Annotated in this window: 24 protein-coding genes; 19 read left to right on the top strand and 5 right to left on the bottom strand. The window is 69.7% G+C overall.

Going from position 1 to position 25,083, the window contains the following annotated elements:
• Positions 1-448: 448 nt before the first annotated feature.
• From ACIHFB_RS25140 to ACIHFB_RS25100, 9 genes are all read left to right on the top strand, one after another.
• A complete protein-coding gene (locus ACIHFB_RS25140) occupies positions 449-1,672 on the top strand; it encodes an amino acid ABC transporter substrate-binding protein (RefSeq protein ID WP_365281783.1) in 1,224 nt (407 codons plus the stop codon).
• Positions 1,672-2,556, top strand: a complete 885-nt coding sequence (locus tag ACIHFB_RS25135; RefSeq protein ID WP_400127963.1) for a branched-chain amino acid ABC transporter permease — start codon at positions 1,672-1,674, stop codon at positions 2,554-2,556. The genes ACIHFB_RS25140 and ACIHFB_RS25135 overlap by 1 nt, the downstream gene beginning before the upstream one ends.
• A complete protein-coding gene (locus ACIHFB_RS25130) occupies positions 2,553-4,385 on the top strand; it encodes a branched-chain amino acid ABC transporter ATP-binding protein/permease (protein WP_365281781.1) in 1,833 nt (610 codons plus the stop codon). Before ACIHFB_RS25135 ends, ACIHFB_RS25130 begins: the two co-directional genes overlap by 4 nt.
• Positions 4,382-5,113, top strand: coding sequence for an ABC transporter ATP-binding protein (locus ACIHFB_RS25125; protein ID WP_365281780.1), 732 nt, complete (start codon positions 4,382-4,384; stop codon positions 5,111-5,113). The genes ACIHFB_RS25130 and ACIHFB_RS25125 overlap by 4 nt, the downstream gene beginning before the upstream one ends.
• Positions 5,110-6,207 carry a hypothetical protein gene (locus tag ACIHFB_RS25120; RefSeq protein WP_365281779.1) on the top strand — a complete coding sequence of 366 codons (1,098 nt, stop codon included), beginning with the start codon at positions 5,110-5,112 and terminating at the stop codon, positions 6,205-6,207. The genes ACIHFB_RS25125 and ACIHFB_RS25120 overlap by 4 nt, the downstream gene beginning before the upstream one ends.
• Positions 6,208-6,291: 84 nt before the next feature.
• Positions 6,292-7,494 (top strand): DUF5624 domain-containing protein, encoded by a 1,203-nt coding sequence (locus ACIHFB_RS25115; RefSeq protein ID WP_365281778.1) that lies wholly within the window; start codon positions 6,292-6,294, stop codon positions 7,492-7,494.
• 17 nt (positions 7,495-7,511) lie between these two features.
• Entirely contained in the window at positions 7,512-8,321 is an 810-nt protein-coding gene (locus tag ACIHFB_RS25110; RefSeq protein ID WP_365281777.1) for an aldolase/citrate lyase family protein, read from the top strand.
• Between the two features lie 10 nt (positions 8,322-8,331).
• Positions 8,332-9,204, top strand: a complete 873-nt coding sequence (locus tag ACIHFB_RS25105; RefSeq protein ID WP_365281776.1) for an amidohydrolase family protein — start codon at positions 8,332-8,334, stop codon at positions 9,202-9,204.
• A gap of 152 nt (positions 9,205-9,356) precedes the next feature.
• Positions 9,357-10,457 (top strand): alpha/beta hydrolase, encoded by a 1,101-nt coding sequence (locus ACIHFB_RS25100; protein ID WP_365281775.1) that lies wholly within the window; start codon positions 9,357-9,359, stop codon positions 10,455-10,457.
• Between the two features lie 154 nt (positions 10,458-10,611).
• Here ACIHFB_RS25100 and ACIHFB_RS25095 read toward each other — a convergent pair whose 3' ends face one another.
• Both ACIHFB_RS25095 and ACIHFB_RS25090 read right to left on the bottom strand, forming a co-directional pair.
• Complete coding sequence (locus tag ACIHFB_RS25095; protein ID WP_365281774.1) at positions 10,612-11,622, bottom strand: alcohol dehydrogenase catalytic domain-containing protein; 1,011 nt, start codon at positions 11,620-11,622, stop codon at positions 10,612-10,614.
• Entirely contained in the window at positions 11,615-12,046 is a 432-nt protein-coding gene (locus ACIHFB_RS25090) for a 4-oxalocrotonate tautomerase family protein (protein WP_400127962.1), read from the bottom strand. Before ACIHFB_RS25090 ends, ACIHFB_RS25095 begins: the two co-directional genes overlap by 8 nt.
• Positions 12,047-12,159: 113 nt before the next feature.
• Here ACIHFB_RS25090 and ACIHFB_RS25085 point away from each other — a divergent pair, with 113 nt between their 5' ends.
• Together ACIHFB_RS25085 and ACIHFB_RS25080 are read left to right on the top strand one after the other, a co-directional pair.
• Positions 12,160-12,750, top strand: coding sequence for a TetR family transcriptional regulator C-terminal domain-containing protein (locus ACIHFB_RS25085; protein ID WP_365281772.1), 591 nt, complete (start codon positions 12,160-12,162; stop codon positions 12,748-12,750).
• Positions 12,751-12,994: 244 nt separating this feature from the next.
• A complete protein-coding gene (locus ACIHFB_RS25080; protein ID WP_365281771.1) occupies positions 12,995-14,530 on the top strand; it encodes a hypothetical protein in 1,536 nt (511 codons plus the stop codon).
• Positions 14,531-14,582: 52 nt separating this feature from the next.
• On the opposite strand, the gene ACIHFB_RS25075 is transcribed toward ACIHFB_RS25080, so the two are convergent.
• Positions 14,583-15,587 (bottom strand): LacI family DNA-binding transcriptional regulator, encoded by a 1,005-nt coding sequence (locus tag ACIHFB_RS25075; protein ID WP_365281770.1) that lies wholly within the window; start codon positions 15,585-15,587, stop codon positions 14,583-14,585.
• Positions 15,588-15,729: 142 nt separating this feature from the next.
• Between ACIHFB_RS25075 and ACIHFB_RS25070 the strand changes: the two genes are divergently transcribed.
• Genes ACIHFB_RS25070 through ACIHFB_RS25045 form a run of 6 tightly spaced genes read left to right on the top strand, consistent with a single transcriptional unit; the run spans position 15,730 to position 22,145 of the window.
• A complete protein-coding gene (locus ACIHFB_RS25070) occupies positions 15,730-16,554 on the top strand; it encodes an ABC transporter permease (RefSeq protein ID WP_365281769.1) in 825 nt (274 codons plus the stop codon).
• On the top strand, positions 16,551-17,339 hold the full coding sequence (locus ACIHFB_RS25065; protein ID WP_365281768.1) for an ABC transporter permease: 789 nt from the start codon (positions 16,551-16,553) through the stop codon (positions 17,337-17,339). Before ACIHFB_RS25070 ends, ACIHFB_RS25065 begins: the two co-directional genes overlap by 4 nt.
• Positions 17,340-17,368: 29 nt before the next feature.
• Positions 17,369-18,373, top strand: a complete 1,005-nt coding sequence (locus tag ACIHFB_RS25060) for an ABC transporter ATP-binding protein (RefSeq protein ID WP_365281767.1) — start codon at positions 17,369-17,371, stop codon at positions 18,371-18,373.
• Positions 18,370-19,416 carry an ABC transporter substrate-binding protein gene (locus ACIHFB_RS25055; protein ID WP_400127961.1) on the top strand — a complete coding sequence of 349 codons (1,047 nt, stop codon included), beginning with the start codon at positions 18,370-18,372 and terminating at the stop codon, positions 19,414-19,416. Before ACIHFB_RS25060 ends, ACIHFB_RS25055 begins: the two co-directional genes overlap by 4 nt.
• Complete coding sequence (locus ACIHFB_RS25050; RefSeq protein WP_400127960.1) at positions 19,413-20,411, top strand: nucleoside hydrolase; 999 nt, start codon at positions 19,413-19,415, stop codon at positions 20,409-20,411. Before ACIHFB_RS25055 ends, ACIHFB_RS25050 begins: the two co-directional genes overlap by 4 nt.
• Positions 20,412-20,456: 45 nt before the next feature.
• Entirely contained in the window at positions 20,457-22,145 is a 1,689-nt protein-coding gene (locus ACIHFB_RS25045; protein ID WP_400127959.1) for an adenine deaminase, read from the top strand.
• Positions 22,146-22,373: 228 nt separating this feature from the next.
• Here ACIHFB_RS25045 and ACIHFB_RS25040 read toward each other — a convergent pair whose 3' ends face one another.
• Positions 22,374-22,958 (bottom strand): short chain dehydrogenase, encoded by a 585-nt coding sequence (locus ACIHFB_RS25040; protein WP_400128268.1) that lies wholly within the window; start codon positions 22,956-22,958, stop codon positions 22,374-22,376.
• A 143-nt stretch (positions 22,959-23,101) separates the two neighbouring features.
• Entirely contained in the window at positions 23,102-23,659 is a 558-nt protein-coding gene (locus ACIHFB_RS25035; RefSeq protein ID WP_365281762.1) for a helix-turn-helix domain-containing protein, read from the bottom strand.
• A 120-nt stretch (positions 23,660-23,779) separates the two neighbouring features.
• Here ACIHFB_RS25035 and ACIHFB_RS25030 point away from each other — a divergent pair, with 120 nt between their 5' ends.
• Together ACIHFB_RS25030 and ACIHFB_RS25025 are read left to right on the top strand one after the other, a co-directional pair.
• On the top strand, positions 23,780-24,655 hold the full coding sequence (locus ACIHFB_RS25030; protein ID WP_400127958.1) for an SDR family NAD(P)-dependent oxidoreductase: 876 nt from the start codon (positions 23,780-23,782) through the stop codon (positions 24,653-24,655).
• Complete coding sequence (locus ACIHFB_RS25025; RefSeq protein ID WP_400127957.1) at positions 24,652-25,083, top strand: nuclear transport factor 2 family protein; 432 nt, start codon at positions 24,652-24,654, stop codon at positions 25,081-25,083. Before ACIHFB_RS25030 ends, ACIHFB_RS25025 begins: the two co-directional genes overlap by 4 nt.

The following is a 25,083-nucleotide window of genomic DNA, read 5'->3' as shown; positions in this document are numbered from 1 at the left end:
GATGTCGCGGGCACCGGGTGTGGACATCGTGCGTGACTGCTCGTGCCCGGCAGAAGACCGGGGTGGTCGATGCCCCGGCCGACCTCATCAGCTCGGGTTTTCTCCCGCCGCCATGACTCTCCGCCGCACCGGCGCACCCTGCGCGGCGGGCGGCTTCACCCAGCCGGGACCCGGGTCTACCAGCGAGTAGCGCTTTTTCGGGCAACCCTTGTCCGATCCCTTGTCGACCCTTGATGTGCAATGTATACATTGCACATCAAGGGCGAGGGAGCCTGCGGGCACCCCCGACTGTCACCAGCCACAGCCGGGCGGCGCCCCGCCCGGGGAGACGTTCCACGCGCAAGGGACAAGCGCCGGAGTGTGCCTGCGGGACTGCGTCAGACGGCACCGGTCCCGAGGGGCTGTCCCTGTGAACCGCCATCACGATCACCAACTTGAGGTGAATGTCATGCCAGGATTCGGTCGAAGCGGACGGCGCAACACCCTGCTCAGTGCGACAGCGGCGGTGCTGCTGCTCGTCACCGCATGCGGGTCGGGGTCGGGTTCGAGCAGTGCACCGATCAAGATCGGTGCCTCGTTGCCGCTGTCGGGCCCGGTCGCCGATGCCTCCAAACCCGCGTACGAGGGCTACAAGGTGTGGCTCGAACAGCTCAACGCCGATGGCGGGCTGCTGGGCCGCGACGTCGAACTGAAGGTGCTCGACGACGGCTTCGACCAGAACACGGTCGTCACCAACTACAACCGCCTCATCAGCCAGGAACGCTCCGACCTGCTGCTCGGCACCTTCTCGTCAAGGCTCAACCTGCCCGCCTCCGCCGTGGCCGAGCGCAACAAGATGCTCTACGTCGAGCCCTCCGGCGGCGCCGAGGAGATCTTCAACCGCGGCTACGACTACCTGTTCTTCGCGCAGCCCAGTACCTCGCTGGACCTGCCGGAGCAGTTCGTGCAGTACATCAAGTCACTGCCGGCCGCCCAACGGCCGAAGACCGCCGCATATCCCACTCAGGACGACCCCAACACCGATGTCACCGTCGCCGAGTTCCGCAAGGAGCTGACCAAGCTGGGCGTGAAGTCGGTCTACAGCGAGAAGTACGCGCCGGACACCGTCAACTTCGACTCCATCGCCAGCGCCGTGGCGCGGGCCGAGCCCGACCTGATAGTCCACGGCGCCGTCGCCGCCAACGACGGCGCCGGGTTCGTGAAGGCGCTCCAGAAGCAGCAGTTCAGCCCGAAGATGATGTTCCAGACCAACGCTCCGAGCCTCATCGGTTCCTACCCCAAGGCGATCGGCGCGGCGAACACCGAGGGCATCTTCACCTCGGCCGCCTGGAGCCCGACGGCCGACTACACGGGCAACGCCGAGTTCGTCGCCGCCTACACGAAGGCCTATGGCACGGCGCCGGGTGACGACGCCGCCAACGCGTACACGGCGGGCCAGGTGCTGGAGGCCGCGGTCGAGGCCGTGGGCAGCCTGGACCAGGACAAGCTCGCCGACTGGCTCCACTCCCACACCGTGCAGACCATCGTGGGCCCGCTGAAGTGGGACACCCGCGGGGTCCCGGACGGCGACATGCTGCTCGCCCAGTGGCAGAGCGGGAAGTTCGAGTTCGTCGCCCCCGCGGCTCAGCAGACCGTGGACAAGGTGGTCAACCCGAAGCCCGGGTGGTCGTAGTGGGAACGTTCTTCCAGGCGCTGGTCCTGGGGCTGCTGGTCGGCGGTGTGTACGCCCTGGTCGCCTCCGGGATGAACCTCATCTTCGGCGTGATGAAGGTCGTCAACATCGCCCAGGGCGGCATGCTCATCCTCAGCGCCTACCTCACGTACACGCTGTGGAACGCCACCGGCATCGACCCCCTGCTCCTGGTGTTCATCACGACGCCGTGTCTGCTGGTCGTCGGCTGGGCCACGTACTACATCTTCATCGAGCGGTCGCGGACCACTGACGCGTCGATGGCCATGGTGACGACCTTCGGCCTCACGCTCGTCACCAAGGGTGTCATCGCCCTGATCTGGGGCAACGAACCGCATTCGGTCACTCCCGACTACGCCAACCGCTCCTTCTCCGCCCTGGGACTGAAGTTCCCGCAGGCGCAGGTGTACGCCTGCCTGGTCGCCGCGGTGGTCCTCACCGGCCTGTTCCTGCTGTTGCGCCACACCTGGCTGGGCAGGTCCATCCAGGCCACCGCGTCCAGCTCCGACGGCGCCCGGCTCATCGGCATCGAGGTCCGCTCCGTGTGGGCCGCCGCCTATGCGCTCGGGGTGGCTGCGGCGGGCGCGGGCGGGACGCTGCTGAGTCTGCTGTACCCGTTCATGCCGAGCTCGGCCGACCACTGGATCGGACTGACGCTGGCCATCATCGTGCTCGGCGGCATGGGCAGCCTGCCCGGCAGCGTGCTCGGTGCCGTGGTCATCGCCGTCGCCGAGTCCCTGACCTCCACCTACGTGGCGCCCGACTGGTCCGCCGCGGTCCCGTATCTGGCCATCATCCTGGTGCTCGTGGTCCGCCCGCAGGGCCTGCTCGGCACCCGGTTGCGAGAGGACATGAGCCGCGCATGACCATCAACCGCCTGCGGGCATACGGGATCGGTCTCGCCGCCGTCGGCCTCGCCGTCCTTCCGCTCGTCAATGACAACGCCTATCTCCAGAACATGGCGATCATGGCGTTCCTGCTGGCCGTCATGGCCTCCGGCTGGAACATCGTCTCCGGCTACACCGGCTACATATCACTCGGGCAGAGCGCTTTCCTCGGCGTCGGCGCCTACACCACCGCCCTGCTGTCCATCCACACCGGCATCTCCCCGCTGCTGGCAGCCCCCGTGGGAGGCGTCGTCGCGGCGGCCTCCGCTCTCGTCCTCGGCCTGGTCGGCCGACGTACCCGCGGCATCGCCTTCGTCATCATCAGCTTCGCCTTCCTGGAGTTCACGGCGCTGCTGGTGTCCAACTGGGGATCGCTGACCAACGGCAACCACGGGCTCGCGCTGCCGCTGCCGAGCTGGGACCGCGCCTATCTCAACTGGCCGTTCTACTACTACCTGTTGGCGCTGCTCGCCCTGACCGTGTGGGGCTCGTGGGCGATCCGCCGCTCCAAGTTCGGCATCGGGCTGATGGCGATCCGCGACGACGAGTCGAAGGCGGACGGCGTCGGCCTGCGCACCGACCGCTACAAGATGCTCGCGTTCGCGGCGAGCGCCTTCCCGATCGGCGTCGCCGGCGGCGTCTACGCCTACTACATCGCCTTTCTCGAACCGGCGGCGATGTTCGACATCGTCGTCGCCATGCAGATCGTGCTCGCCGCACACCTCGGCGGAGTGGGCACGCTGTGGGGGCCGGTGCTCGGCGCGTTCATGCTGGAGCCGCTGACCCAGTTCACCAACCAGAGCCTCAGCGGTCCGGACGCCGGTTCGTGGCGACTGATCATCTACGGCGCCCTGCTCGCGGCGATCGTCCTGTTCTTCCCCAAGGGTGTGCTCACCGAGGGAGCCGCCTGGGTGGCCCGCTGGCGCCGCACCGGCCCGCAGGCGGTGGCCGGTACCCGCCTGACCTCGGTCCCCGACGCCCTGCCACGTGCCGCCGTGGTCCGTGACCGCACCCCCACGACAGCAAAGGGTCCGCTGCTGAGGGTGGAGGACCTGAGCAAGGCGTTCGGCGGGGTGCGCGCCGTCGACGGCTGCTCCTTCACCGTCGAGCGCGGCTCGATCACCGGACTGATCGGGCCCAACGGGTCAGGAAAGACAACGGTGTTCAACCTCCTCGACGGCAGCCTCGCGGCCGACGGCGGCAGTATCCACCTGGGCGGGCGGCGTATCGACCGGCTGCCGCGCTGGCAGCGCGCCCACGCCGGGCTGGCCCGCACCTTCCAGGCCACCAGGGTGTTTCCCCAGCTCACTGCGCTGGAGAACCTCGCCGTACCCAGCCGCTCGTTCTCCACAACGGGTTTGGCCGCCTCGGCGATCAGCGGCAAGGAGGCGGCGCGGGCCCGCGAATGGCTCGACTTCGTCGGGATGCAGGGGTACGCCGAGCACCACGCGGGCGGACTGTCGTACGGGCAGCAGAAGCTCATCGAACTCGCCCAGGCCCTGATGCTGGAGCCCGAGATCCTGCTGCTCGACGAACCGGCCGCCGGCATCAACCCGGCGCTCGTGGAACGGCTCAGCGGCATCGTCCGCAAGCTCAACGAAGCCGGAACGACCGTGGTGATCGTCGAGCACAACATGCCGCTCGTGCTGTCGCTGTGCGACCACATCCATGTCCTGGCCCAGGGGCACGTCATCGCCGGCGGCCCGCCGGGACGGATCGAACAGGACCCCGCGGTGCTGGACGCCTACCTCGGGCACCACACACCGGGCCCGGGCACCACCCCGGCCACCTCGGGAGTCAACTCATGATCACCTTCAGGAATCTGGTGGCCGGCTACGGACGCGCCGGCGACATCCTGCGCGGCGTCGACTTCGTCGCCGCCGATGCCGCCATCACATGCATCGTCGGCCCCAACGGAGCGGGCAAGTCCACCGTGCTCAAGGCCTGCAGCGGACTGCTGCGTCCCCGCGGGGGCCAGGTGCTGCTCGGCGACGAGGAGATCGGCGGTCGCTCTCCCGCGGAGATCCTGCGCCGCGGAGTCGTCCAAGTGCCCCAGCACCACGGGCTGTTCCCGTCCCTGTCGGTGCGCGAGAACGTCATGCTCGGCGCCTACGTCAACCGCAGGGAACGCGAGCGCAACCGGCGCCGGTACCAGGAGATCACCGAGCTCTACCCGCTCATCGCCGCGCGCGCGGAGGACAAGGCCGCGTCCCTCTCCGGAGGGCAGCGCCGCACCGTCGAGTTCGCACGCGCCCTCATGCTGCGCCCCCGTGTCGTCCTCCTCGACGAGCCGACCCTCGGCCTCGACCCCAAGTCCAGCAAACAGCTCGCCGACTCCGTCATCACGCTCAACAAGGAGGGGGTCACCGTCCTGATGGTCGAGCAGAACGTCCGGTTCGGCCTCACCCTCGCCGACCACGCCGTCGTCATGGAAGGTGGCCGGGTCCTGCACACCGGCGACGCCGCCGCGCTGCTCGCCGACCCGGACATGGCCCAGCTGTTCTTCGGAGCCGCCCCCAGGCAGGAAGCCTCATGAGCACATACCTGAATCTCATCCAGACCATTCCCGCCTCGGGAGCCAGGGCCGCCGAGACCTTCCACGTCGGCGACCTGGAACTGCTCGCCATCCCGCAACTCGCCTACGACATCCCCGGTACGCCTGCCCACATGAACGGCGGCGACAGCGAGACGGAGATGCTGCTGCTGCGCCGGGACGGAGACCGGTTCGAACCGTGGGGGAGCCTCGCGGCGCCGGGCGGTGAGGACGCCGAGTTCTTCACCATCGGGGACCGGGCGTTCCTCGCGGTGGCGAGCATCCGTACCGGCGCCGGGCCCTACGACTACACCATTCCGTCCGTCGTCTTCGAATGGGACGGGGCACAGTTCGTACCCTTCCAGGCCTTCGACGCCTTCGCCGCGAAGCAGTGGCGGCACTTCACCGTCGAAGGGCGGCACTTCCTCGCACTGGCTCAGGGGGTGGCGCTTCCTCATCTCGCCAAGCAGAACCGGCCCTCCGCCATCTACGCCTGGGACGGCACACGCTTCGCGCACTTCCAGGACATCCCCTCCCAATGGGCCTACAACTGGCACGCGTTCGAGGCCGGCGGGCACACGCTGCTCGCCCACGCCGACCATGTCGGGCCCAGCGTCCTGTACCGGTGGGAGGGGGGACGGTTCGTCCCGCACCAGGACCTCGCCGCGGCGGCCGGCCGGGCCTTCGCCACGTTCGACGACCCCGCCGGCAGCGGTACGTACCTGGTGGTGGCCTGCATCGACGACGGTTCCCGGGTGCTGCGCTGGGAGCCGACGACCGGCCGGTTCGTGGAGCACCAGAAGCTCATGGGGGCGGGCGCGCGGGAACTCGCCGTCGTGCGCACCGGCCGCGGACTCTATGTGATCCGGGTCAACTTCATCCATGGCGTCCCGGCCGATCCCACGGCCGCGCTGATGTCGCAGATCTACCGGTGGGACGAGGGCCGGCTGGACGTGGTCGAGGAGTTCCCCACCACGGGCGGCACCGACATCGCAGTTCTGGACTCCGCGGCGGGCCCACTGATCGTGCAGACCAATGCGCTGGCGCCCGATCTCCGGTTCGCCGCCGGGAGTTGCGTCTACCGCTTCCTGGGCTGAATCCGTCCTGGGCTGAAGCCCCCGATCCGGCCCCGGCCGTGGGCGGTGGCTGTTCGACCCCTGCCTTGTGAAAGAGAGATCCACGTGTCCGAGCACGAAAGTCCCGAGCTCATAGATCTGTTCACCGCGTACACCGCCGGTCCGCACTCCATCGGTGCGCATCTGCGTGCCACGGCTGCCCGGGCCCATGCCCGCGACCCGCTCCTCGCGGTGACCGGCGCCGACATGGCGCTGTACCCGGGCGACGGGCGGCCGCCGACGGTCCTGCCCTACCGACTGAGCAATCGCGGCTTCAAGGAGCTGGCCGCCGTCTCGCACCTGGGCACGGCGCTGGCCTCGCTCGTGGAGCTGTACCGCCACGAGCCCGGCGGCCCGTGGCGCGCCGATGCCGCGAACCTGCTGCATCAGGTACGGCGTTCCCGTGCGGCCAACAGCACGGCTCTGTGGCGTGACCGGATCGCCGCCGTCTCGTACCGGGGCCGGGAGGAGACCATCGCCGCGATGGTCGACTACGCCTGCGCCGTGACCGAGCGGTATCTCGTACGCGCGCTGTCCGACCCGTCCTGCCTCGACCACCGGACACTGCGTGAGGAGTATCTGGAGGACGGCCACCCGGACCTTCCGGTGTCCTTCAACCGGATCATGGTCGCCACGTTCTTCCTGGTCGGGATGGACAACGCACACCGGCTCATCGCCTGGTGCGACGGCCAGGACATCGACTGGGCCCGCACCATGGTGGTCGTCGTCGGACAGATCGGGCGTCCCACCGCCGGGGTGACCTGGCGGACGAACGGTGTCGCCCGCTGCGTACTGGCCGCTTCCCGCGACACGTTGCCCCTCGACCGTCTCTACATCGCCCCGCACGCCCAGGGGTTCGCGACTCCCGTCGGGGGAGACCTCAGCGAGGTCGAGGCGTTGGAACCGGTGCTGCGGCAGCTGTGGGCGGGTACCAGGGTGACCGTCGAGCTCGGCCAGGCGATGTTCGAGGGCTACCCTGCCTTCTCCTCGGGCGACGGGCTCAACGGGCACCTGGGAGAGCGGACCGTCACCCGGGCCGACGAGGTGATCACCGAGCAGCCCCGTATCGGCTCGCCCAAGGACTGGTTCGCTCTGGTCACCCGGTTGCGCCTGGTCATGGAAGACCCCCGTCAGCTGCTGTCGGGGGCGGTCACCGACTACGCCGCCCAGCAGCTCATCGAACACGGCAACGACCCGCGCGCCGTCACCGTCCCCGGCCTCGACGACGAGCCCTACCCCGTGTACGGATCCACGTCCGCAGCGGCCTGACCCGAAAGCGACCGCACATGTCGACACACCCCCACCCCGGCGGGTTCCTGGAGCGTCTGCACGCCGGCGAACCCACTCTCATGCTGATCGTCCGCACCAGCCGCACGATGGACGTCGTCCACATCGCGCGCTCCACCGGCCACCACGGCATCCTCGTCGACCTGGAGCACTCCACCATGTCGACCGATGTCGCCGCCCAGTTGTGCGCGTCCGCCGGCAGCCTCGGGCTGACCGCGCTGGTCCGGGTTCCCGAGCGTGAGTACGGGATGATCGGCCGGCTCCTGGACGGCGGCGCCCACGGGATCATCGCGCCGCGCGTCGAGACGGTGGACCAGGCGCGTGACATCGCCCGCGCCTGCCGCTTCGCGCCGAGGGGCCAGCGCTCCCAGATCAACATGGTCCCGCAGTTCGGTCTGCGGCCCACGCCCGCGGGGGAGTTGAGCCCGGCGCTCGACAACGCCACGATCGTGCAGATCGTGTTGGAGACACCGGCCGGTATCGCCAACGCGGCGGAGATCGCCGCGCTGGACGGCGTGGACATGCTCGCTTTCGGTGCCAACGACTTCACCGCGGAGCTGGGTGTGCCCGGCCAGTTCGGCGATCCGCGCGTCCGCGAGGCCGTGAAGACCATGACGGACGCCTGCCGCAAGCACGGGAAGCCCATGGTCCTCGCCGGTATCGGCGACCGGGCGACCGTCGACGCCCTCGTCCCGCTCGGAGTGTCCTCGCTGCGCATCACCGGCACCGACACGGCCCTCCTCTTCGAGGCCGCGAAAGCCCACGCCCAGCAGGAACTCGCCGCCGCCGACCAGACCCGCTCAGAGTGAGGACAGACCCATGACCGCACTGCCCAAGCCGTCACCCATGCGGGCGGCCGAGAGCAACACGCCGCCGCGGTTCCAGGTGCCCACCGACAGCTGCGACACCCACTTCCATGTCTTCGAGCCCGGCTATGCGCACGCGCCCGGCCGGCTGTACTCCTTCCCCGACGGCACCCTCCTGCAGTACCTGCGCATGACCGAATGGCTCGGCATCGACCGCATGGTCCTCGTGCAGCCCACCTACTACGGCACCGACAACAGCCTGCTGGTCGACGTTCTGAAGAAGGTCGGCAGCCGCTGCCGCGGTGTGGTGCGCATCGAGGAGAACGTCTCCGAGCAGGAACTCGACCTCTTCCACGAGTTGGGCGTGCGGGCGATCCGCCTCGACCTGTTCGCCCGGGCCTCCTGGCCCACCGCCGACCTCATCGCCTACGTCCGCAGGATGGCCGACCGCGCCCGGCCGCGCGGCTGGCACCTCCAGTTCTACACACCCGGGACCGTCGTACGGGACCTGCTGCCCTTCTTCGCCGACCTCGAAGACACCTTCGTCATCGACCACATGGGATACATGAAGGAGTCGGAGGGGCTGACGCGGGCCGACTTCGACCGCCTGGTGCGCGTCCTCGAAGGCGGGAGCTGCTACATCAAGCTCTCCGGGGCCTACCGCATCGCCCAGGACAAGCCGTTGTCCTCGGTCGAGTCCCTCGGCCGTGCCCTCGTCGCGGCCCGCCCCGACCGCCTTGTCTGGGGCTCGGACTGGCCGCACCTGACCAATGGCCAACGAGACACCGGGGAACTGCTGAACCTGCTGGCCGACTGGGCACCCGACGCGGCCGACCGCCACCAGATCCTCGTCGAGGCCCCTGCGCGCCTCTTCTACAGGGACTGACTCCCGACCCTCTACGACCTGTCGATCCATGGGGCCCGTGACGCGTGACGGGTGCTCCGCCCATCGGATTCACCGCCGCCGACCGAAGGAGAATCGTGACTCGCAGACCGAGAACTATCCTTGCCGGAGCAACGCTGTGTGGATTGGCCCTGGTGGCAGGCGTTCCGGGCCAGACGACGGCCCTGCCGCGCACGAACCCAGCCGCGGCCGCCACAGCGGACTGCGACTCGCCCCCACCCTTCAGCGCGGGTATCTTCGCGACCTCGGTGGCAACCGGCGACAACCGCACGAGCCGGGTCATCCGTCCCGAGGCGACCGATCCGCAAATGCAGTGCGGGGCCAGGGACCTGACACTCCGCACGGACATCACCTATGCGACCGTCGAAGGAGCCGGTGGGCAGCCGCGCGAACTGAAACTCGACATCCAGACCCCCACGACCGGCGGCCGCCACCCGCTCGTCGTGTACGTCCCCGGCGGCGGATTCATCCGCGCGGACAAGACCTCCTTCCTCGGCAAACGGACTCACATCGCCGAGCAGGGGTACGTGGTGGCGTCCATCGAATACCGCACCACTCTCGACGAGGCGACCTACGTCGACGGCGTGGCGGACGTCAAGGCGGCAATCCGTTTCCTGCGCGCCCACGCCGCCGAGTTCGGCATCGACCCTCGCAACGTCGCTGCCTACGGCGAGTCCGCGGGCGGCTACCTTGCCTCCATGGTCGGCACCACCGGCGGAGTCCAGACGTTCGACCAGGGCGGGAACCTGGACCAGAGCAGCCGGGTCCAAGCCGTCGTCAACTGGTTCGGACCCTCCGATCTCTCCCGGATCGCCTCCGACCTCGATCCCGCCACCAGGGCGTCCTACGAGAACTCCGTCGACAACGCCCTGGTCAAATACGTCCTCGGCCCGGACAACCCGACCCGGCTCCTGGATGTACCGGACGCCGTCGCCGCAGCCAACCCGGTTACCTACATCGACCGGAGAGACCCGCCGTTCATCCACTTCCACGGAACCCGGGACGGCGTCATCTCGCCGAGTCAGACCCTGCTGCTCCACAACGCGTTGCGGGCGAAGGGAGTGACCAGCACCAGGTTCGTCCTCAAGAACGCCGGCCACGGAAATCTCGTTCCCGACGGTGTCACGACCGCCCCCATGTGGACAACGAGCCAGGTCATGGGCCTTGTCACGGGCTTCCTCGGCCGGCGGGTGGGCATGGCTCGGCCGGAGCCGTCGAGTCCGTGGAGTGCTTGACCGGATGAGAGGACCGGGGGTGGTTCTCGCCGCACCGTCAGGGTGGAACCACACCCGTCGCGGGTGGCCAGCCCGTCCACCGGCATCGCCCGGTGCGCCCGGGGGCCGATCATGCCGTCTCGGCCTGGGTGTTGTCGTGGTGGTCGTGCCGTGGTCAGTCGTCGGACCGGACGAAGACGGGCTTGAGGTGCTTCTCGGGTAGTGCGTCGGGGAGTTGGTCCCAGTCGAGGACGTGGGAGACGACCCGGGCGGGGTCGACCTTGCCGGAACGGGCCAGGTCGAGGGCGTCGGGGATGTGGTTGCGTACGTTGTCGCGGGCGATCCTCAGGGTCACGCCGGTGAGGTACATGTCCAGGAGCGGCAGCTCGCCGGGGCGGAAGTGGTTGCCGGCTGACTCGCAAATCCCTTCCGGAGCAAGGGACTTGACGGCCAGGGCGAGCTGCTCGACGCGGCCGGTCGCCTCTACGGCGATGTCGAAGCCGTGCCGGACCGGCTCCAGCGTCTCGGCGGTGGCGGCACCGTAACTGCGGGCGAGTTCGCGGTGTTCGGGGTCCGGGTCGACGTAGAGGACGTCGGAGGCGCCGAGCGCGCGGGCGATGTCGCAGACGTACAGGCCGATGCTGCCGCGCGCGACGACCAGGACGCGGGCGCCGGGCTTGTTCTTGAGGTGGGGTGCCACCAGGCGCCACGACAGCGACCAGTTGTCGCTGGCCGAGGCCATGGCGACCGGATCGAGGCCCTCGGGCAGGGGCACCAGCATGGCGTCCGCGTACGGCACCCGGACCAGGTCGGAGAAGAGCCCACCCCAACTGCCGCCGATCGGTGCGCCGTACATCGCCATGTGCGGTACGGCCGTGCAGTGGGCGGTGAGTCCGGAGCGGCAGTTCTCGCAGGTGCCGCAGTTGATGGACCAGGGGACGACCACCAGATCGCCGGGGGCCACGGCCGTCACCGCGTCCCCGATGTCGGCGACACGGGCCACGCATTCGTGGCCGAGGGCGAAGGGCGGGTCGATGAAGCCGTGCCCGGCCAGGATGGCGGAGTCGACGTCGCAGGAGGTGGCGGCGACCGGGGCGACGATCGCCTCCTGGTCCGACTGGAGCTTCGGGTCGGGTGCCTCGCGCCACTCGACGGTGCGCTTGGCGACGTAGGTCAGTTCACGCATCGGCGTGCTGTCCCTTCGCCAGTGCCACCAGGTCGGCGTAGCGGATGACGGAGCCGCCCGCGCCCCAGGTGCCTTCGGCCTGCTCGTGCACCAGCACCCACACGCGCAGCGCGTCGTCCTGGGACAGCCCGGCGGCACCGAGCACGGTCTTCGTCGCGTCCTCGACCAGGCCCGCCTTGCGGCGCTCTGACAGCGCGCCCTGCGGGACGGTTACGTCCACGAGGAAGCGGGGCTCCTCGTCCTCGGCGGTGGTCTGCGCACCCTCCGGCAGTTCGACGAGGTAACTCCACGCCTGGGCGCGGAAGAACGCGGTGTCGGGCGCACCCTCCCAGCGGAGCAGGACGGTGGCCAGGTCGCGCTGGACGGTCTTGCGGCCTTCCTGGGTCAGGGAACCGGGCGGGACGGTAAGCCGGATCATCGGCATGTCGAAATCTCCCTTTGTGCCGCACACGCGGTCTATGACAGTCGTTATAGCCAGGGCTCACGCTAGACTATGACGAGCGTTATATCCAGAGACATCGAGTGAGGGGCATCGCCGTGGCCGGACCCAGCGTGCCGTCGCGTGACCGCATCGTGGCCGGTGCCGCCGACATGATCAGCAGGCGCGGCCTCAACGCCACGAGCATCCGGGAGCTGGCCAAACACGCCAAGGCGCCGCTCGGATCGACGTATCACTACTTCCCGGAGGGTAAGGGGCAGTTGGCCACCGAGGCGGTGCAGTACGCGGGTACGGCCGTCGCTCGTCTGCTGCGCAGGGAACTCGACGCGGGCCCGGTCGCCGGGCTGCGTGCCTTTCTGTCCCTGTGGCGCGGCATCGTCGTCGAGAGCGACTTCCGGGCCGGCTGTCCCGTGCTGGCAGTCTCCGTCGAGGAGCCCCCGGCCGACGAGATCCCGCCGGCGCTCGTCGCCGCGGCCGAGGCGTTCGAGGACTGGGAGCGGTTGCTCACCGAGGCGCTACGGAAACACGGTGCCGACCACGACCAGGCCCCGGGGCTGGCGGCCCTGATCGTGGCGTCCGTCGAGGGTGCCATCGCCATGAGCCGCGCGAAGCGCAGCATGCAGCCCCTGGACCAGGTGGCGCAGCAGCTCGAGGCCCTGATCGGCGGCGCGCTCGACCGTCGAGCCTGACGGCGGACGGCTTCCGGTCTCAGGCGCCGATCGTCGTGCGGCCTCGTACAGTTGCTGCACAACTTGGAGCGCCCGGACATCGACGGTGCCGATGCGTGCACACCAGATGCGCGAGGCGCGATCGAATCCGGCGCCGGAACTTAGCGGCTGCCGCTGCTCTTCGAAGGCGGCCGGGTTGGCGGGGGCTGCGGCGGCCGTGACCTTCGGTGTGCAACCTTCGGGACTCCCCGCGCATCGAACGTGTATGAACCCTAGATGCACGGCGCTCGGGGCAGTCCCGACTGCCGTGCTGCTCGCCCTGGCGCCCGGTGCAGCCGCTGTGGCCGATGATCCGTCCCCCCTGCCGACGCAGGCGTACGCGACCATCAGCGCCGAGCAGCAGATCAACTTGGGGTCGGCGGTGCAGCCGGCCACCGTGGGCTGGATGTTCTGGGACGGCGGGGCGCAGGTCCCCGTTCCCACGAACGACTCGGTCGTCATCGATGCGCGTGACCTGGCGGGCGTAGCGAGCGTCGAGGTCGACGACCCGAGGTGCACGGCCGACGGGCAGGTGTTCACCTGCGTCAACAAGGACGCCTCGCAGAGCCGGGACGTCGAGTTCACCCTGCGTGCGGACGCGGGCGCCGCCCCCGGCGACAGCGGCACGATCACCTACAGCCTCACCGCGGACGATGCCACCGGCGCCACTGCGAAGACGAACGTGGTCGTCGGCACCCGGGACCTGGTCGTCGGCCGGCTGCCGGAGGTGACGCGCGCCAAAATCGGGTCCCGGATCGATTTCCCGCTCCGGCTCCGCAACACCGGTGATCTGGCCACCGACCGGCGCATCATGCTGCGTTGGGAATCGGTGGGCGGTCTGGTCTTCGACCGGAAGTTCTCCAACTGCGCCTACGGCGAAGGCGACGACCCCATCGAACCCGGCAGCCAGACATCCGTCACCTGCATCTTCCCGGCCCCGGTGCCCGCAGGGGCCGTCGTGGAGCTGAGCAGCCCCCTGACCGCCACCGTCGGCAAGCGCGTCCTGACCGCGGTGGTCGACTACTCGTTCAAACTGCTGAACCAGGGCGAACAACCCGGCGGCGGCAGCCACCAGGGCACCGGGCCGGCGCTCACCCTGGTGGAGGCGTCCGGAGCGGGAGGCGGATTCGAGAACGGTGCCGAGGGCCGGATCACCGTCTCGGCCGACAACTCTGCGGATCTCGCGGCCGATGCCAAGGCAGAGCCACTGCGTAGGGCGGACGAATGGACCCTGGACATCAGCGCCGTGAACCACGGCCCGGCCTCCGCGTACGGGATCGACCGCAGGTCCATCGCCGTGGTCGAGGTCGTCCTGCCCAAGGGTGCGGTCGTGACCGGCACCGCTGACATGGAGCAGGAGGACGACCCCTACGGCCCCTGCCTGCTCTGGGTCAGCCGCACCGAGACGGCACCTTTCAAGGCGGGGCACCGGCATTACGTGTGCACCGTGCCGTTCGGTGTCGCCGCCGGCAGGAGTCAGCTGTTCGAACTGTCGGTGAGGACGGACAAGGGGTACGAAGGTGCCAAGGGCACGGCGACCGTGCGTCCCGGCCCAGCCGGATTCCCCCTCCATGACCCGGATGCCTCCAACGACAGCGTCACTTTCGCCTTCGGCACGTCGGCCACACCGACTGGGGTGACACCGTCCGGCGACACTTCCTCCACCTCAGGCGCGGGCCGCACGGCACTCGTCGCCACCGCAATGACCGGAGCCCTGCTGGGCGCCGTCGTCATCGTCGTCCGCCGCAGGCGTTCCCACTGAAACGCCGGACGATCCGCACAGGCTCTGCGACCGCCGGGTGTGGTCCGGCAGGTCAACGCCGGCGGGTGGACAAGTGCACGGAGCCGGTGGCGCGGGCGGTGGAGGCGCCGACGATCAACTCGGTGGCGACGCGCTGCCTTCGGACGCGTTTGGGAGGGTTGGGCTCCTGGAGCAGGCGGATCGCCGCGATGCCCGCTTCTTCGAGCGGGACCCGTAGTGCCGTGGTGTCGGGACGTTCCGTGCTGATCGAGGTCAGATCGTCCGAGGCGGCCAGGCTGATGTCCTCGGGGACCCGCACACCGGCGTCGCGCAGCCCCAGATGCAGGCCGAGCAGCAGGTAACTGCTGTACGCCACCACTGCGGTGACGCTCCGTTCGGCGGCGATGCGTTCGGCGACGGCCAGCCCTGCGTCGATCCGGGGGGCGACAGGACCGAGCACGGTGAGGTCGACGCCGCTTCGGCGGGCGGCCTCCTCGACCGCGCTGTTGCGCTGTGCGGCCATCCATGAGCCATCGGGGCCGCCCACGTAGGCGATGGTCCGGTGACCGAGGTCTGCCAGGTGCGTGACGATGTCCGCGACACCGCCGGGGGTGTCGATCAGGACGCCGGGCACCGCCGGCACGGTGCGGTCCACGGTGACGACGGGCAGCTTCGAAGTGAAGCCCCGGATCGCCGAGTCCGGGCTCACCGGCGCTATGAAGACGAGCCCGTCGACGCGTGAGGCGAGCTTCCCCGCCAGCTCGTGCTCACTGCTCTGTGAACCCTCGGAGACGGCGAGCAGGATGTTGTCGCCGTGCTCGGACAGCGCGTGCTGCACGCCGGTCACGATCGGGGCGAAGTAGGGGTTGGCGAGGCTCGGGACCAGCACGCCGATCAGGCCGGTCCGGCCGGTGGTCAGTGCCCGGGCGCTCGCGTTGAACTCGAAGCCCATGCCCTCTGCGGCGGCCAGCACCCGCTCGCGGGTGTCCGCCGCGACCATGTCGGGCCGGCTCAGCGCGCGTGACGCGGTCGCCTTGGACACCCCCGCCGCGCGTGCGACGTCCGCCAGCGTCACCATCTCGCCCCCCAGTGTGTGCGTAACGGGATCTTTACACGAGCGCGTTGACGCCTCGATCCGGCCGAAAGTATCGTCCACGTCGACCGGTTGCTGCAACCGGTTGCAGCAACCGGTTGTAGGAATCTCTGAGAGGGGTGTGAGTATGTCCCGGAAGGCCACCTTGGGCCTGCTGCTCGCGCCCGGCCTGGCCCTGCTGGCCTTCGGCTTCGCGTTCCCCTTCGTCGTGACGCTCTTCGCGCCGCCCGCCGCCGACCACCCCGACGTGCTCGGCAAGTTGGGCACCATGCTCACCGACAGCTACGTACTGGGCGTGCTCGCCCGGACCGTACGCGTGGCCGTCACCGTCACCGTCGTCTGTCTGGTCCTCGGCTTCCCGACGGCCTACCTCATCGCCCGCGCTCCCAAGAGCCGCCAAGGGCTGCTGCTCGCGCTCGCGGTCTTCCCGCTGCTGCTCAGCACGGTGGTGCGGACCTTCGCCTGGCTGGTCATCCTCGGCCGCAACGGCCTCATCAGCGATGCCGTCCTGGCGACCGGTCTTACCGACCGTCCGCCCGAGCTGCTCTACACGGAGTTCGCCCTGGTCGCCGGTCTCACCCAGCTGTTCATGCCGCTGATGATCCTCACCTCGTACAGCTCGCTCTCGCACATCGACCCCGGCCTCGAGGACGCCGCGCGCGGCCTCGGCGCGAGCCCCGGCCGGGCCTTCCGGCAGATCGTGCTGCCGCTCGCGCTGCCCGGCGTACTGGTGGGCGGGACCCTGGTGTTCGCCGGAGCGGTCACCGCCTTCACCACACCGCTGCTGCTCGGCGGCTCCCGCAACCGCACCCTGGCGACGCTGCTCTACGACTACGCGAACGTGAAGCTGGACTGGGGTGGGGCCAGCGCCGTCGCACTGATCATGACCGTACTGGTGCTCGTGGTCGGCTGGGCCTCGGGCCGGATATCGGCGAAGGTGGCCACGTCGTGATACGCCGACGCCCTGTTCTCTCCCTGCTGTCGGCCCTGGCCATGGTCTTTCTGCTCGGGCCCATCCTGCTGGTCGTCGCCATCGGCTTCTCCTCCGGCGACACCGTCGAGTTCCCGCCCCCGGGCTTCTCGCTGCGCTGGTTCGACCAGGCGCTGTCCAACGCCTCGTTCCAGCAGGGCCTGTTGACCAGTCTGCTGGTGGCAGCGGCGGCGACACTGTTCGCGCTGGTGCTGGGCATCCCCGTGGCCCTGGCCGTGCAGCGTCACACGTTCCGCGGCCACAAGGCGGTCGAGACGCTCTTCCTCTCACCCGCGATCGTCCCCGAACTGGTCCTGGGCTTCGCGCTCTTCCAGCAGCTCATGGTGACCATGCGGATCACCGCGCTCGGCGCACTGCTGATCGGGCACACCGTCCTGCTGCTGCCCTACGCGGTACGCGTCACGGGCGCCTCGCTCGCCCTGTCGGACCCCGCGCTGGAGGAGGCCGCCAGGGGCCTCGGCGCCGGACCCCTGCGGACGTTCTTCACGGTCACGCTGCCGGTGATGGGGCCCGGCATCGTGTCGGCAGCCGTGCTGTCCTTCCTGACCTCTTTCAACAACGTCCCGCTGTCACTGCTGCTGAAGGGGCCCGGGATCTCTACGCTGCCCGTCGAGATGCTCAATTACGTGCAGTTCTCCTACGACCCCACGGTGGCCGCGGTCAGCACCCTGCTGCTCGCCGCCACGGTCGGCGCTGCCCTGCTGACGGAGCGCCTCGTCGGATTCAACAAGGTCTTCAGCCGGTGAGCACAGTACGCGACGACAGGAAGACGCCGATGACACCAGTGGTTCAACTCGACGCCGTGTCACGGGAGTTCGCGGGCACGGCAGCGGTACGGGAGCTCGATCTGACCGTACGCCGCGGGCAGTTCACCGCGCTGCTCGGCCCCAGCGGCTGCGGCAAGACCACCACCCTGCGCATGATCGCCGGGTTCCTGGAGCCCACCGCGGGCCGCGTTCTGCTGGAGGGCGAGGACGCCACCAGGCTCCCCCCGGAACGCCGCAACATCGGCATGGTCTTCCAGTCGTACGCGCTCTTCCCGCACATGACCGTGGAGAAGAACGTCGCCTTCGGACTGAGGATGCGGGGCATCCCGGACGGCGAGCTGCGCACCAGGACGGGCGAGGCGCTGGAGCTGGTCGGCCTCTCCCACTTCGCCGGCCGCAAGCCCAAGCAGCTGTCCGGCGGGCAACAGCAGCGCATCGCACTGGCCCGCGCCGTCGCCGTACGCCCCTCGGTACTCCTCCTCGACGAGCCCCTGTCCAACCTCGACGCGCGGCTGCGTATCCAGATGCGCCAGGAACTCGCCCGTATCCAGAAGGAGACCGGGCTCACCGCGATCCTCGTCACCCACGACCAGGAAGAGGCCCTGGAACTCGCCGACGACATGGTCATCCTCGATCAGGGCACCGTCGCCCAACAGGGCGCCCCGCGCGAGGTGTTCCGCGCCCCCGCCAACCGATTCGTCGCCGAATTCCTCGGCTACGAGAACTTCGTCGACCTGCCGGACGGCCGTACGGTCACCATCCGGCCGGAGCACGTCGAGGTGCTCACCCCCGAATCTCCCAACCCCTCCGGCGGTACGACGGTCGACGCCGTGCTGACCGCCGTACGGTTCCGCGGCACCGACTGTGTCGTCACCGCCGTGTCCCAGGGCCGCACCGTCCTGGCCACCAGCAGCGACTTCGAGCTGCACACCGGCCGGCAGGTGCGTCTGCATCTCCCCGCCGCGCACACGATCGACCTCCCCCGGACGAAGCAGGAGTTGCCCACCTCATGAGACGACTCGCCACCACCACCGCGGCCACCCTGCTGGTCCTTCCGCTGGCCGGCTGTGCCGGATCGGCCGCGGGGGAGCAGGACCCCAAGAAGCTGACCGTCTCCACCTTCGGCTTCGGCGTCGACCTGTTCGAGAAGAACATCGTCAAGCCGTTCGAGAAGGAGACGGGCATCGACGTCGAGGTCGAGAGCGGCGACAACGCCGAGCGGCTCACCAAGCTCCAGATCAACCGCAACAGCCCGACGGTCGACGTCGCCATGATCTCCGACCTGTTCGCCCAACGGGGCCGTGAGCAGGGCCTGTTCGACAAGATCGACCCGTCGGCCGTCCCCAATCTCGACAAGATCCACGACTTCGCCAAGGACAAGGACGGCTACGCACCCGCGTACACGTACCAGCTGCTCGGCATGCTCTACCGCACCGACAAGATCGACAAGGCGCCCGGTATCAAGGACCTCTGGAAGTCCGAGTACAAGGGCAGGATCGCCGTCCCCGACATCTCGACCAGCGCCGGCGTGCCCCTCCTCTACGCCACCGCGGCGACCTACGGCTCGGGCCCCGAGGACACCGACACGGCGTTCAAGAAGCTCGCCGCCAACTCCCCGAACGTACTGAAGTACTTCAGCCGCAGCACCGAACTCGTCAGCCTGCTCGACCGCGGCGAGGTGGAGATGGCCCCGGCGCTCGACCTGTTCGCCATCGACCCGGTCAAGGCAGGCAAGCCGATCGCCTGGGCGCCCCTCGACAAGGGCCGGTACATGGTCTCCAACACCGCGCAGCTGGTGAAGGGCGCGCACAACAAGGCGGGCGCGGAGAAGTTCATCAACTACCTGCTGTCGGCGAAGGTCCAGGAGACGGCCGCGGCGACCTTCCACGACAAGCCCGTCAACGAGGACGCCAAGATCCCCGCGGACATCACCAAGGTGGTGGGCGACGCGGCGGCCGACCCCGCGGCGGACGGCTTCACCGTCCCCGACCTCAAGCTGGCCGTGAAGAACAACGACGAGTGGGTCGACCGCTTCCAGCGCGAGGTGTCCGGGTGACCCACCCGCAGCCGGTCCAGCTACCGGTCGCACAGCCGGTCGTCATCGACTGCGACCCCGGGATCGACGACGCCATCGCACTGATGCTGGCCTTCGCTTCACCCGAACTCGACGTCACCGGCATCACCACCGTCGCCGGAAACGTCGGCATCGGGCAGGTCGTCGACAACGCGCTGCGCCTGTGCGATCTGATCGGGGTGGACGCGCGGGTGCCCGTGGTGCGCGGGCACGCGGGGCCCATCGCCCGCGCCGTTCGCATCCCGGACGAGCCCGTGCACGGCGAGGGCGGGCTCGGTGGCGTACACCTCCCTCCGTCGGCGCGTACGCCGCACTCGGCGCACGCCGTCGACTGGCTGGCCGCCCAACTGCGGGACCGAGGGCCCGCAGGCACCACCGTGATCGCCATGGCACCGCTCACCAACATCGCCGCCCTGCTGCACGCCCACCCGGAGGCCGCCTCGTCGATCAAGGAGATCGTGCTGATGGGCGGGGCGGCCTTCGCGCCGGGCAATGTCACGCCGTCGGCCGAGTTCAACTTCTTCGCCGATCCCGAGGCCGCCCGGTTCGTGACCGAGGCCGGGGTCCCGCTGCGGATCGTCGGTCTTGACGTGACCCGCAAGGCGCTGACGACCCGGGCCGACATCGAGCAGCTGCCGGCCGACGGCGCACCCGCCATCGCTGCGGCGGGCCGGATGCTCGGCCACCTCGCCACCCGCTACGAGCAGCGCCACGGCGTCGCCGCCTGCGCGGTCCACGACGCACTGGCGGTGGCCGCCACCGTACGCCCCGACCTGATCGAGTGGACCGACGCCTGGGTGACGGTGGAGTGCGGCGGAGAGTTCTCCCGCGGCAAGCTGATCGCCGATGTGCACGGACGCACCGGGCTGCCGCACAACGCCACGGTGGCCACCGGCGTCGACACCGATGCCTTCCGCGCCTTCCTCGTCTCCCGCCTGCTGCGCCACTACGGCGCCGACGCCGACGAACCCAGCTGACCCATCCGCTGAGACCGACACATCTGCCGAACGAGAGAACCGTCGATGCCTGCGCCCAGCCACTGCGACCTGCTGATCCGCGGAGCCCGCGTGGTCTCCGTACACACCGGGGAACAGACCGCTGCCGATGTCGCCATCACCGGCGATCTGATCCGCGCCCTGCTGCGCCCCGGCACACCGATCGACGCCCGCCAAGTCATCGACGCCGACGGCCTGTTGGTGGCACCCGGCTACGTCGACGCGCACATGCACATCGAGAGTTCGCTGCTCGCACCGCGCGAGTTCGCGCGGATCACGCTGCCCCGCGGCACCACGACGGTGCTCGTCGACCCGCACGAGATCGTCAACGTCGCCGGGCGCGAGGCCATGGCCTGGATGATCGAACAGGGCCGCGGCGCCCAGCAGTCCATGCACTGGGCGGTGCCCTCGTGCGTACCGGCCCTGGAGGGCTTCGAGACGGCGGGTGCCGCGCTCGGCGCCGACGACATCGCCGACATGCTGGACTGGGAGGGCGTCACCACGCTCGGCGAGGTGATGGACTACCGGGCCGTGGTCGACGGCAGTCGCCGGATGCGTGAGATCGTCGCCGCGGCGCGCGCCAAGGGCGTACGACTGGACGGGCACTGCCCCAATCTCTCCGGCGACGACTTGGGGGAGTACCTGTGGGCGGGCATCGACTCCGACCACACCAAGAACTCCCCGGAGGTCGCGGTCGAGAAGGCCCGGCTCGGCATGCTGCTGATGCTCCAGGAGAAGTGCCTCACCCCGGAGTTGGTGAGCAGCCTCGCCGCGCTGCCGGTGCAGCCGGACTTCTGCCTGGTCACCGATGACCTCGCGGCGGACGCCATCGTCGAGCGCGGCCACCTCGACCACATCGCGCGGGTCGCCGTCGGCGCCGGCATGGACCCGCTCACGGCGCTCCGCGCGCTGACCCTGCACCCGGCCCGCCGACTCGGCCTCGACGACCGCGGAGTGGTGGCCCCCGGACGCCGTGCGGATCTGGTGCTGCTGCGCGAACTGGCCGACTTCACGCCGGTCATGGTCGTCTGCGGGGGAGAGCTGGTCGAGGAGAACGCACCCGCGCACCTGTCCGGCAACCCGTTCGGCGACTCCGTCCACCTCGACACGCTGGACGTGGACGGCTGCGCCTGGACGGTGGACCTGCCGGACGGCGAGCACGTCTTCCGGGCCCTGCGGGTCAATCCGGTGGACACGTTCACCGAGCCCGCCGAGGTCGAGCTTCCGGTGCGGGACGGCGTCGTGCAATGGGAGGGCCGTACCGCGGTACTGGCGGTGTTCGAACGCCACCACCGCAGCGGGCGGCGCACGATGGCGCCCGTGGTCGGCTTCGAGCTGTCCGACGGTGCCGTCGCCACCACGTACGCGCACGACAGCCACAACCTGACGGTGACCGCCACCACGCCCGCGGCGCTGCGCGAGGCCGCCAACCGTGTCATCGCCTCACACGGGGGGATCTGCGTGATCGCCGCGGGCGATCAGCCGGTGCACCTGCCGCTGCCGGTGGCCGGGGTCCTGTCCGACCGTCCCGCCGAGGAGGTGGCCCATGGCGCGGCCGCGATCCGCGAGGCCCTGCACCGCTGGGGCTGGGTGCACCGGAACGCGTTCATGTCCGTCTCGACCATGACTCTCCCGGTCTCCCCGCAGGTGAAGCTGACCGACCTGGGGCTGGTACGGGTCGTGGACCGGGCCTGGGAGTCCGCGGTCCTGACGTGAGCGCCGCGCCGCGAAGGGCTTCTGCTCTGTTGGCCTGAGCGGATCCTTGTCACGGTGCCGTGGCAGCCGAGCCCTTCGTCGGTCGCTCTTCGAGTTCGCGGGTGACGGCGATGTCGAAGGGTTCCGTCCATGCGTTGTCGTCGGGTCGTCGGGTCGTCGGCACGAGGCTCTAGACGGGGTCCTGGCACAGATCTTGGGGTGCCGTCGCGGAGCGTCACCGCAGCGGTCTCACGGACGTATGGTCTGGCCTTGCCCGGTGCCTTCCACCGCTGTCACGTACGCCCGGGCCACCTCGGAAACGGGAGTTCCGTCGTTCCCGTCCGCGCCCATGCTTTCAAGGGTTTCCTTGATCCACCCAGGGCTGATGAGATTGATGCGAAGCCTTCGCGGCAGCTCGCTGGCCGCGTTGCGGACGAAGCCTTCCAGGCCCGTGTTGACGAGAGCTCCCAGAGAACCGCCGGCCAGCGGGGTGGCGAATGTGCCCCCGGTCAGCGTTATGGAACCGCCGTCGCGCAGACGGCGCACAGCTCGTCGGACCAGCGCGACCTGCCCCAGCAGCTTGCCCTGCACTCCAGCCGCGATCTCTTCATCCGCCGCTGACTCCAGGTCCACCAGCGGGCCGCTGGCGGCACAGCACACCACGGCATCAAGATCCGGCACCGCGTCGAAGAGTGCGTCCAAGGAGGACGGGTCCTCCATGTCCACCTTCACCGGCCCTCTACGGGATGCCTTGACCACCTGATGCGATGCCTCTAACGCACGGGTGACAGCGCTGCCGATCGTTCCTGTCGCTCCGATCACAAGGACCTTCATGTCACCGATCATGTCAGGGCCGGTAGCACACGAGCGAAGTCTTTCTCCGCTGTGCCGGTGGCGGCTGAAGCGTCCCGCCGGTGTCGACGTCCAGGGCATCGACCCATGATGAAGCCCCCGCCGCACAGGGCCCGGGCCCGGTGTCAGGCCCGCAGCCCCTGGGTCACGATGTCGAGGAACGGTGCCTGTGCGGTTCCCGTCGCGGAGTCCTTGGGGAGGGCGGCGACCAGGGCGAGGGCCTGTTCGGCGGTGATGTCGGGCCGTACGAGATCCAGCTCGCGCGCCCGGTCGAGGAGTTCGGCGAAGGCGGCCCGCATGGGCCGGCAGGCCCCGGCGAGCGGGGATGTGCCGTCGAGACCGGCGCCGACGTGGTCGCTGGCGCCGCGGTAGCGGGCGAGGCTCTCGTCGTAGAGGCGCAGCCAGGCGACGACGCCGTCCCAGACCGGACCCTCGGCCAGCAGGCGGCGGGCTTCGGCGGCGAGGTGGGCGGCCTGTTCCTCCATGAGGGCGCCGAGGAGGTGCTGGCGGCTCGGGAAATGCCGGTAGAGGGTGCCGCGGCCCACGCCCGCTTCCTGTGCGACCTCCTCCATCGGCACCTCCACACCGCGGCGGGCGAACACGCGTCCGCCGGCCGCGAGCAGTGCCGAGCGGTTGCGCACGGCATCCGCGCGCCGGTTCGAGGTGTGGGGGACTGCGTTCATGGGCTCACTCTATTTGACAACCGGACACGGTGTCCATATCGTCGAAATAGGTAAACGGACATCCTGTCCGATTGCTGTTTTCGCAGTTCACCGCTGCTTTTCATCGTGAGGAGGCATGCCGTGACACGATCCGGCAAGGAAGTCGTTGCCGTGGTCACCGGCGCCAGCAGAGGTGCGGGGAAGGGTATCGCCGAGGCGCTCGGGGGCGCCGGGGCCACGGTCTATGTGACGGGGCGCTCGCAGGGCGGCGGGGACTCGCCGTACGGCGGGTCCGTGCGCGAGACCGCCGAGGACGTCACCCGGGCGGGCGGCAGCGGCATCCCTGTCGTCGTCGACCACGCGGACGACGCCGCTGTCGCGGAGCTGTTCGCACGGGTGCGATCCGAGCACGGAAGGCTCGACATCCTGGTGAACAACGCCGCGATGGTCGCGGCCCCGGCTCCCGGCGGTTTCTGGGAGCGCCCGCTGTCCACCGCCGACGTGCTGACCGTCGGCCTGCGCTCGCACTACGTCGCCGCCTGGCACGCCGCACCGCTGCTCATCGCAGGTGACCGCGGCCTGATCGTCAACACCGGCCACTACGGCGCCGTCTCGTACCACCAGGGCCCCGCGTACGGCGCGCAGAAGGCCGGAGCCGACAAGATGGCCGCCGACATGGCGAAGGAGCTGTACCCGTACGGTGTCGCCGCGCTGTCGATCTGGATGGGCGGCGTCGACACCGAACGCGCCCGCGCCCATCTGCGGTCGCTGACACTGACGCCGGAGCAGCGCGCCGCGCTCCCGCCGCGCGAGTCGCCCTACTTCACCGGGCGCGTGATCGCGGCGCTCTATGCGTCCGACGAGCTGATGGCTTTCTCGGGGCGCACGGTCATAGGCGCCGAACTCGGCGCCTACCTCGACGTCACCGACGTCGACGGCAGCCGCCCCCGCTCCCGGCGCCATGTCCTCGGCGGCCCGCCGGAACCCCACCCGAGCCTACGACCGGAGGCATCGTGACACGCCAACCAGCAAGCGCCACGGACCACTTCGCCCTGACGCAACTGCTCACCGAGACCGCATGGCGCATCGACCACGGCCGCGCGGACACCGCATGGGAGCTGTTCACCGAGGACGGTGAGATGCGCCTCGGCGCAACGGCACTGCGCGGCCGGGACGCGATCCGCAGGTGGGGCGCCGAACGCCCCGCCGTGCGGACGCGGCACGTTCACACCAACACCCGCTTCACGCTCACCGGCGCCGACACGGCCGAGGGCGTGTGCGTCCTGACCGTGTACATGGACGACGGCACGGGCGGCACCACGCCGTTCGCCGTCACCGAGGAGACCGGCCGCTACGTGCGGACCGAGGACGGCTGGCGATTCGCCGCCCGGGTCACGGACGTGCTGTTCGGCGGTCCGAACGCGCAGGTGCATCAAGGGAGTTGA

The sequence above is a fragment of the Streptomyces sp. NPDC051963 genome (genome assembly GCF_044593495.1).
Classification (GTDB): Bacteria; Actinomycetota; Actinomycetes; order Streptomycetales; family Streptomycetaceae; genus Streptomyces.
Note: the sequence above shows the minus strand (reverse complement) of the source record. Positions and strands in the feature narration are given on the sequence as shown.

What these genes read in the sequence shown, in the direction of transcription:
- ACIHFB_RS25125 (WP_365281780.1), top strand. Translation starts at nt 4,382, where the DNA reads ATGATCACCTTCAGGAATCTGGTGGCCGGCTACGGACGCGCCGGCGAC.
- ACIHFB_RS25140 (WP_365281783.1), top strand. Translation starts at nt 449, where the DNA reads ATGCCAGGATTCGGTCGAAGCGGACGGCGCAACACCCTGCTCAGTGCG.
- ACIHFB_RS25075 (WP_365281770.1), bottom strand. Translation starts at nt 15,587, where the DNA reads ATGGTGACGCTGGCGGACGTCGCACGCGCGGCGGGGGTGTCCAAGGCG.
- ACIHFB_RS25130 (WP_365281781.1), top strand. Translation starts at nt 2,553, where the DNA reads ATGACCATCAACCGCCTGCGGGCATACGGGATCGGTCTCGCCGCCGTC.
- ACIHFB_RS25110 (WP_365281777.1), top strand. Translation starts at nt 7,512, where the DNA reads ATGTCGACACACCCCCACCCCGGCGGGTTCCTGGAGCGTCTGCACGCC.
- ACIHFB_RS25080 (WP_365281771.1), top strand. Translation starts at nt 12,995, where the DNA reads ATGAACCCTAGATGCACGGCGCTCGGGGCAGTCCCGACTGCCGTGCTG.
- ACIHFB_RS25070 (WP_365281769.1), top strand. Translation starts at nt 15,730, where the DNA reads ATGTCCCGGAAGGCCACCTTGGGCCTGCTGCTCGCGCCCGGCCTGGCC.
- ACIHFB_RS25040 (WP_400128268.1), bottom strand. Translation starts at nt 22,958, where the DNA reads ATGAAGGTCCTTGTGATCGGAGCGACAGGAACGATCGGCAGCGCTGTC.
- ACIHFB_RS25055 (WP_400127961.1), top strand. Translation starts at nt 18,370, where the DNA reads ATGAGACGACTCGCCACCACCACCGCGGCCACCCTGCTGGTCCTTCCG.
- ACIHFB_RS25045 (WP_400127959.1), top strand. Translation starts at nt 20,457, where the DNA reads ATGCCTGCGCCCAGCCACTGCGACCTGCTGATCCGCGGAGCCCGCGTG.
- ACIHFB_RS25120 (WP_365281779.1), top strand. Translation starts at nt 5,110, where the DNA reads ATGAGCACATACCTGAATCTCATCCAGACCATTCCCGCCTCGGGAGCC.
- ACIHFB_RS25090 (WP_400127962.1), bottom strand. Translation starts at nt 12,046, where the DNA reads ATGCCGATGATCCGGCTTACCGTCCCGCCCGGTTCCCTGACCCAGGAA.
- ACIHFB_RS25035 (WP_365281762.1), bottom strand. Translation starts at nt 23,659, where the DNA reads ATGAACGCAGTCCCCCACACCTCGAACCGGCGCGCGGATGCCGTGCGC.
- ACIHFB_RS25095 (WP_365281774.1), bottom strand. Translation starts at nt 11,622, where the DNA reads ATGCGTGAACTGACCTACGTCGCCAAGCGCACCGTCGAGTGGCGCGAG.
- ACIHFB_RS25105 (WP_365281776.1), top strand. Translation starts at nt 8,332, where the DNA reads ATGACCGCACTGCCCAAGCCGTCACCCATGCGGGCGGCCGAGAGCAAC.
- ACIHFB_RS25060 (WP_365281767.1), top strand. Translation starts at nt 17,369, where the DNA reads ATGACACCAGTGGTTCAACTCGACGCCGTGTCACGGGAGTTCGCGGGC.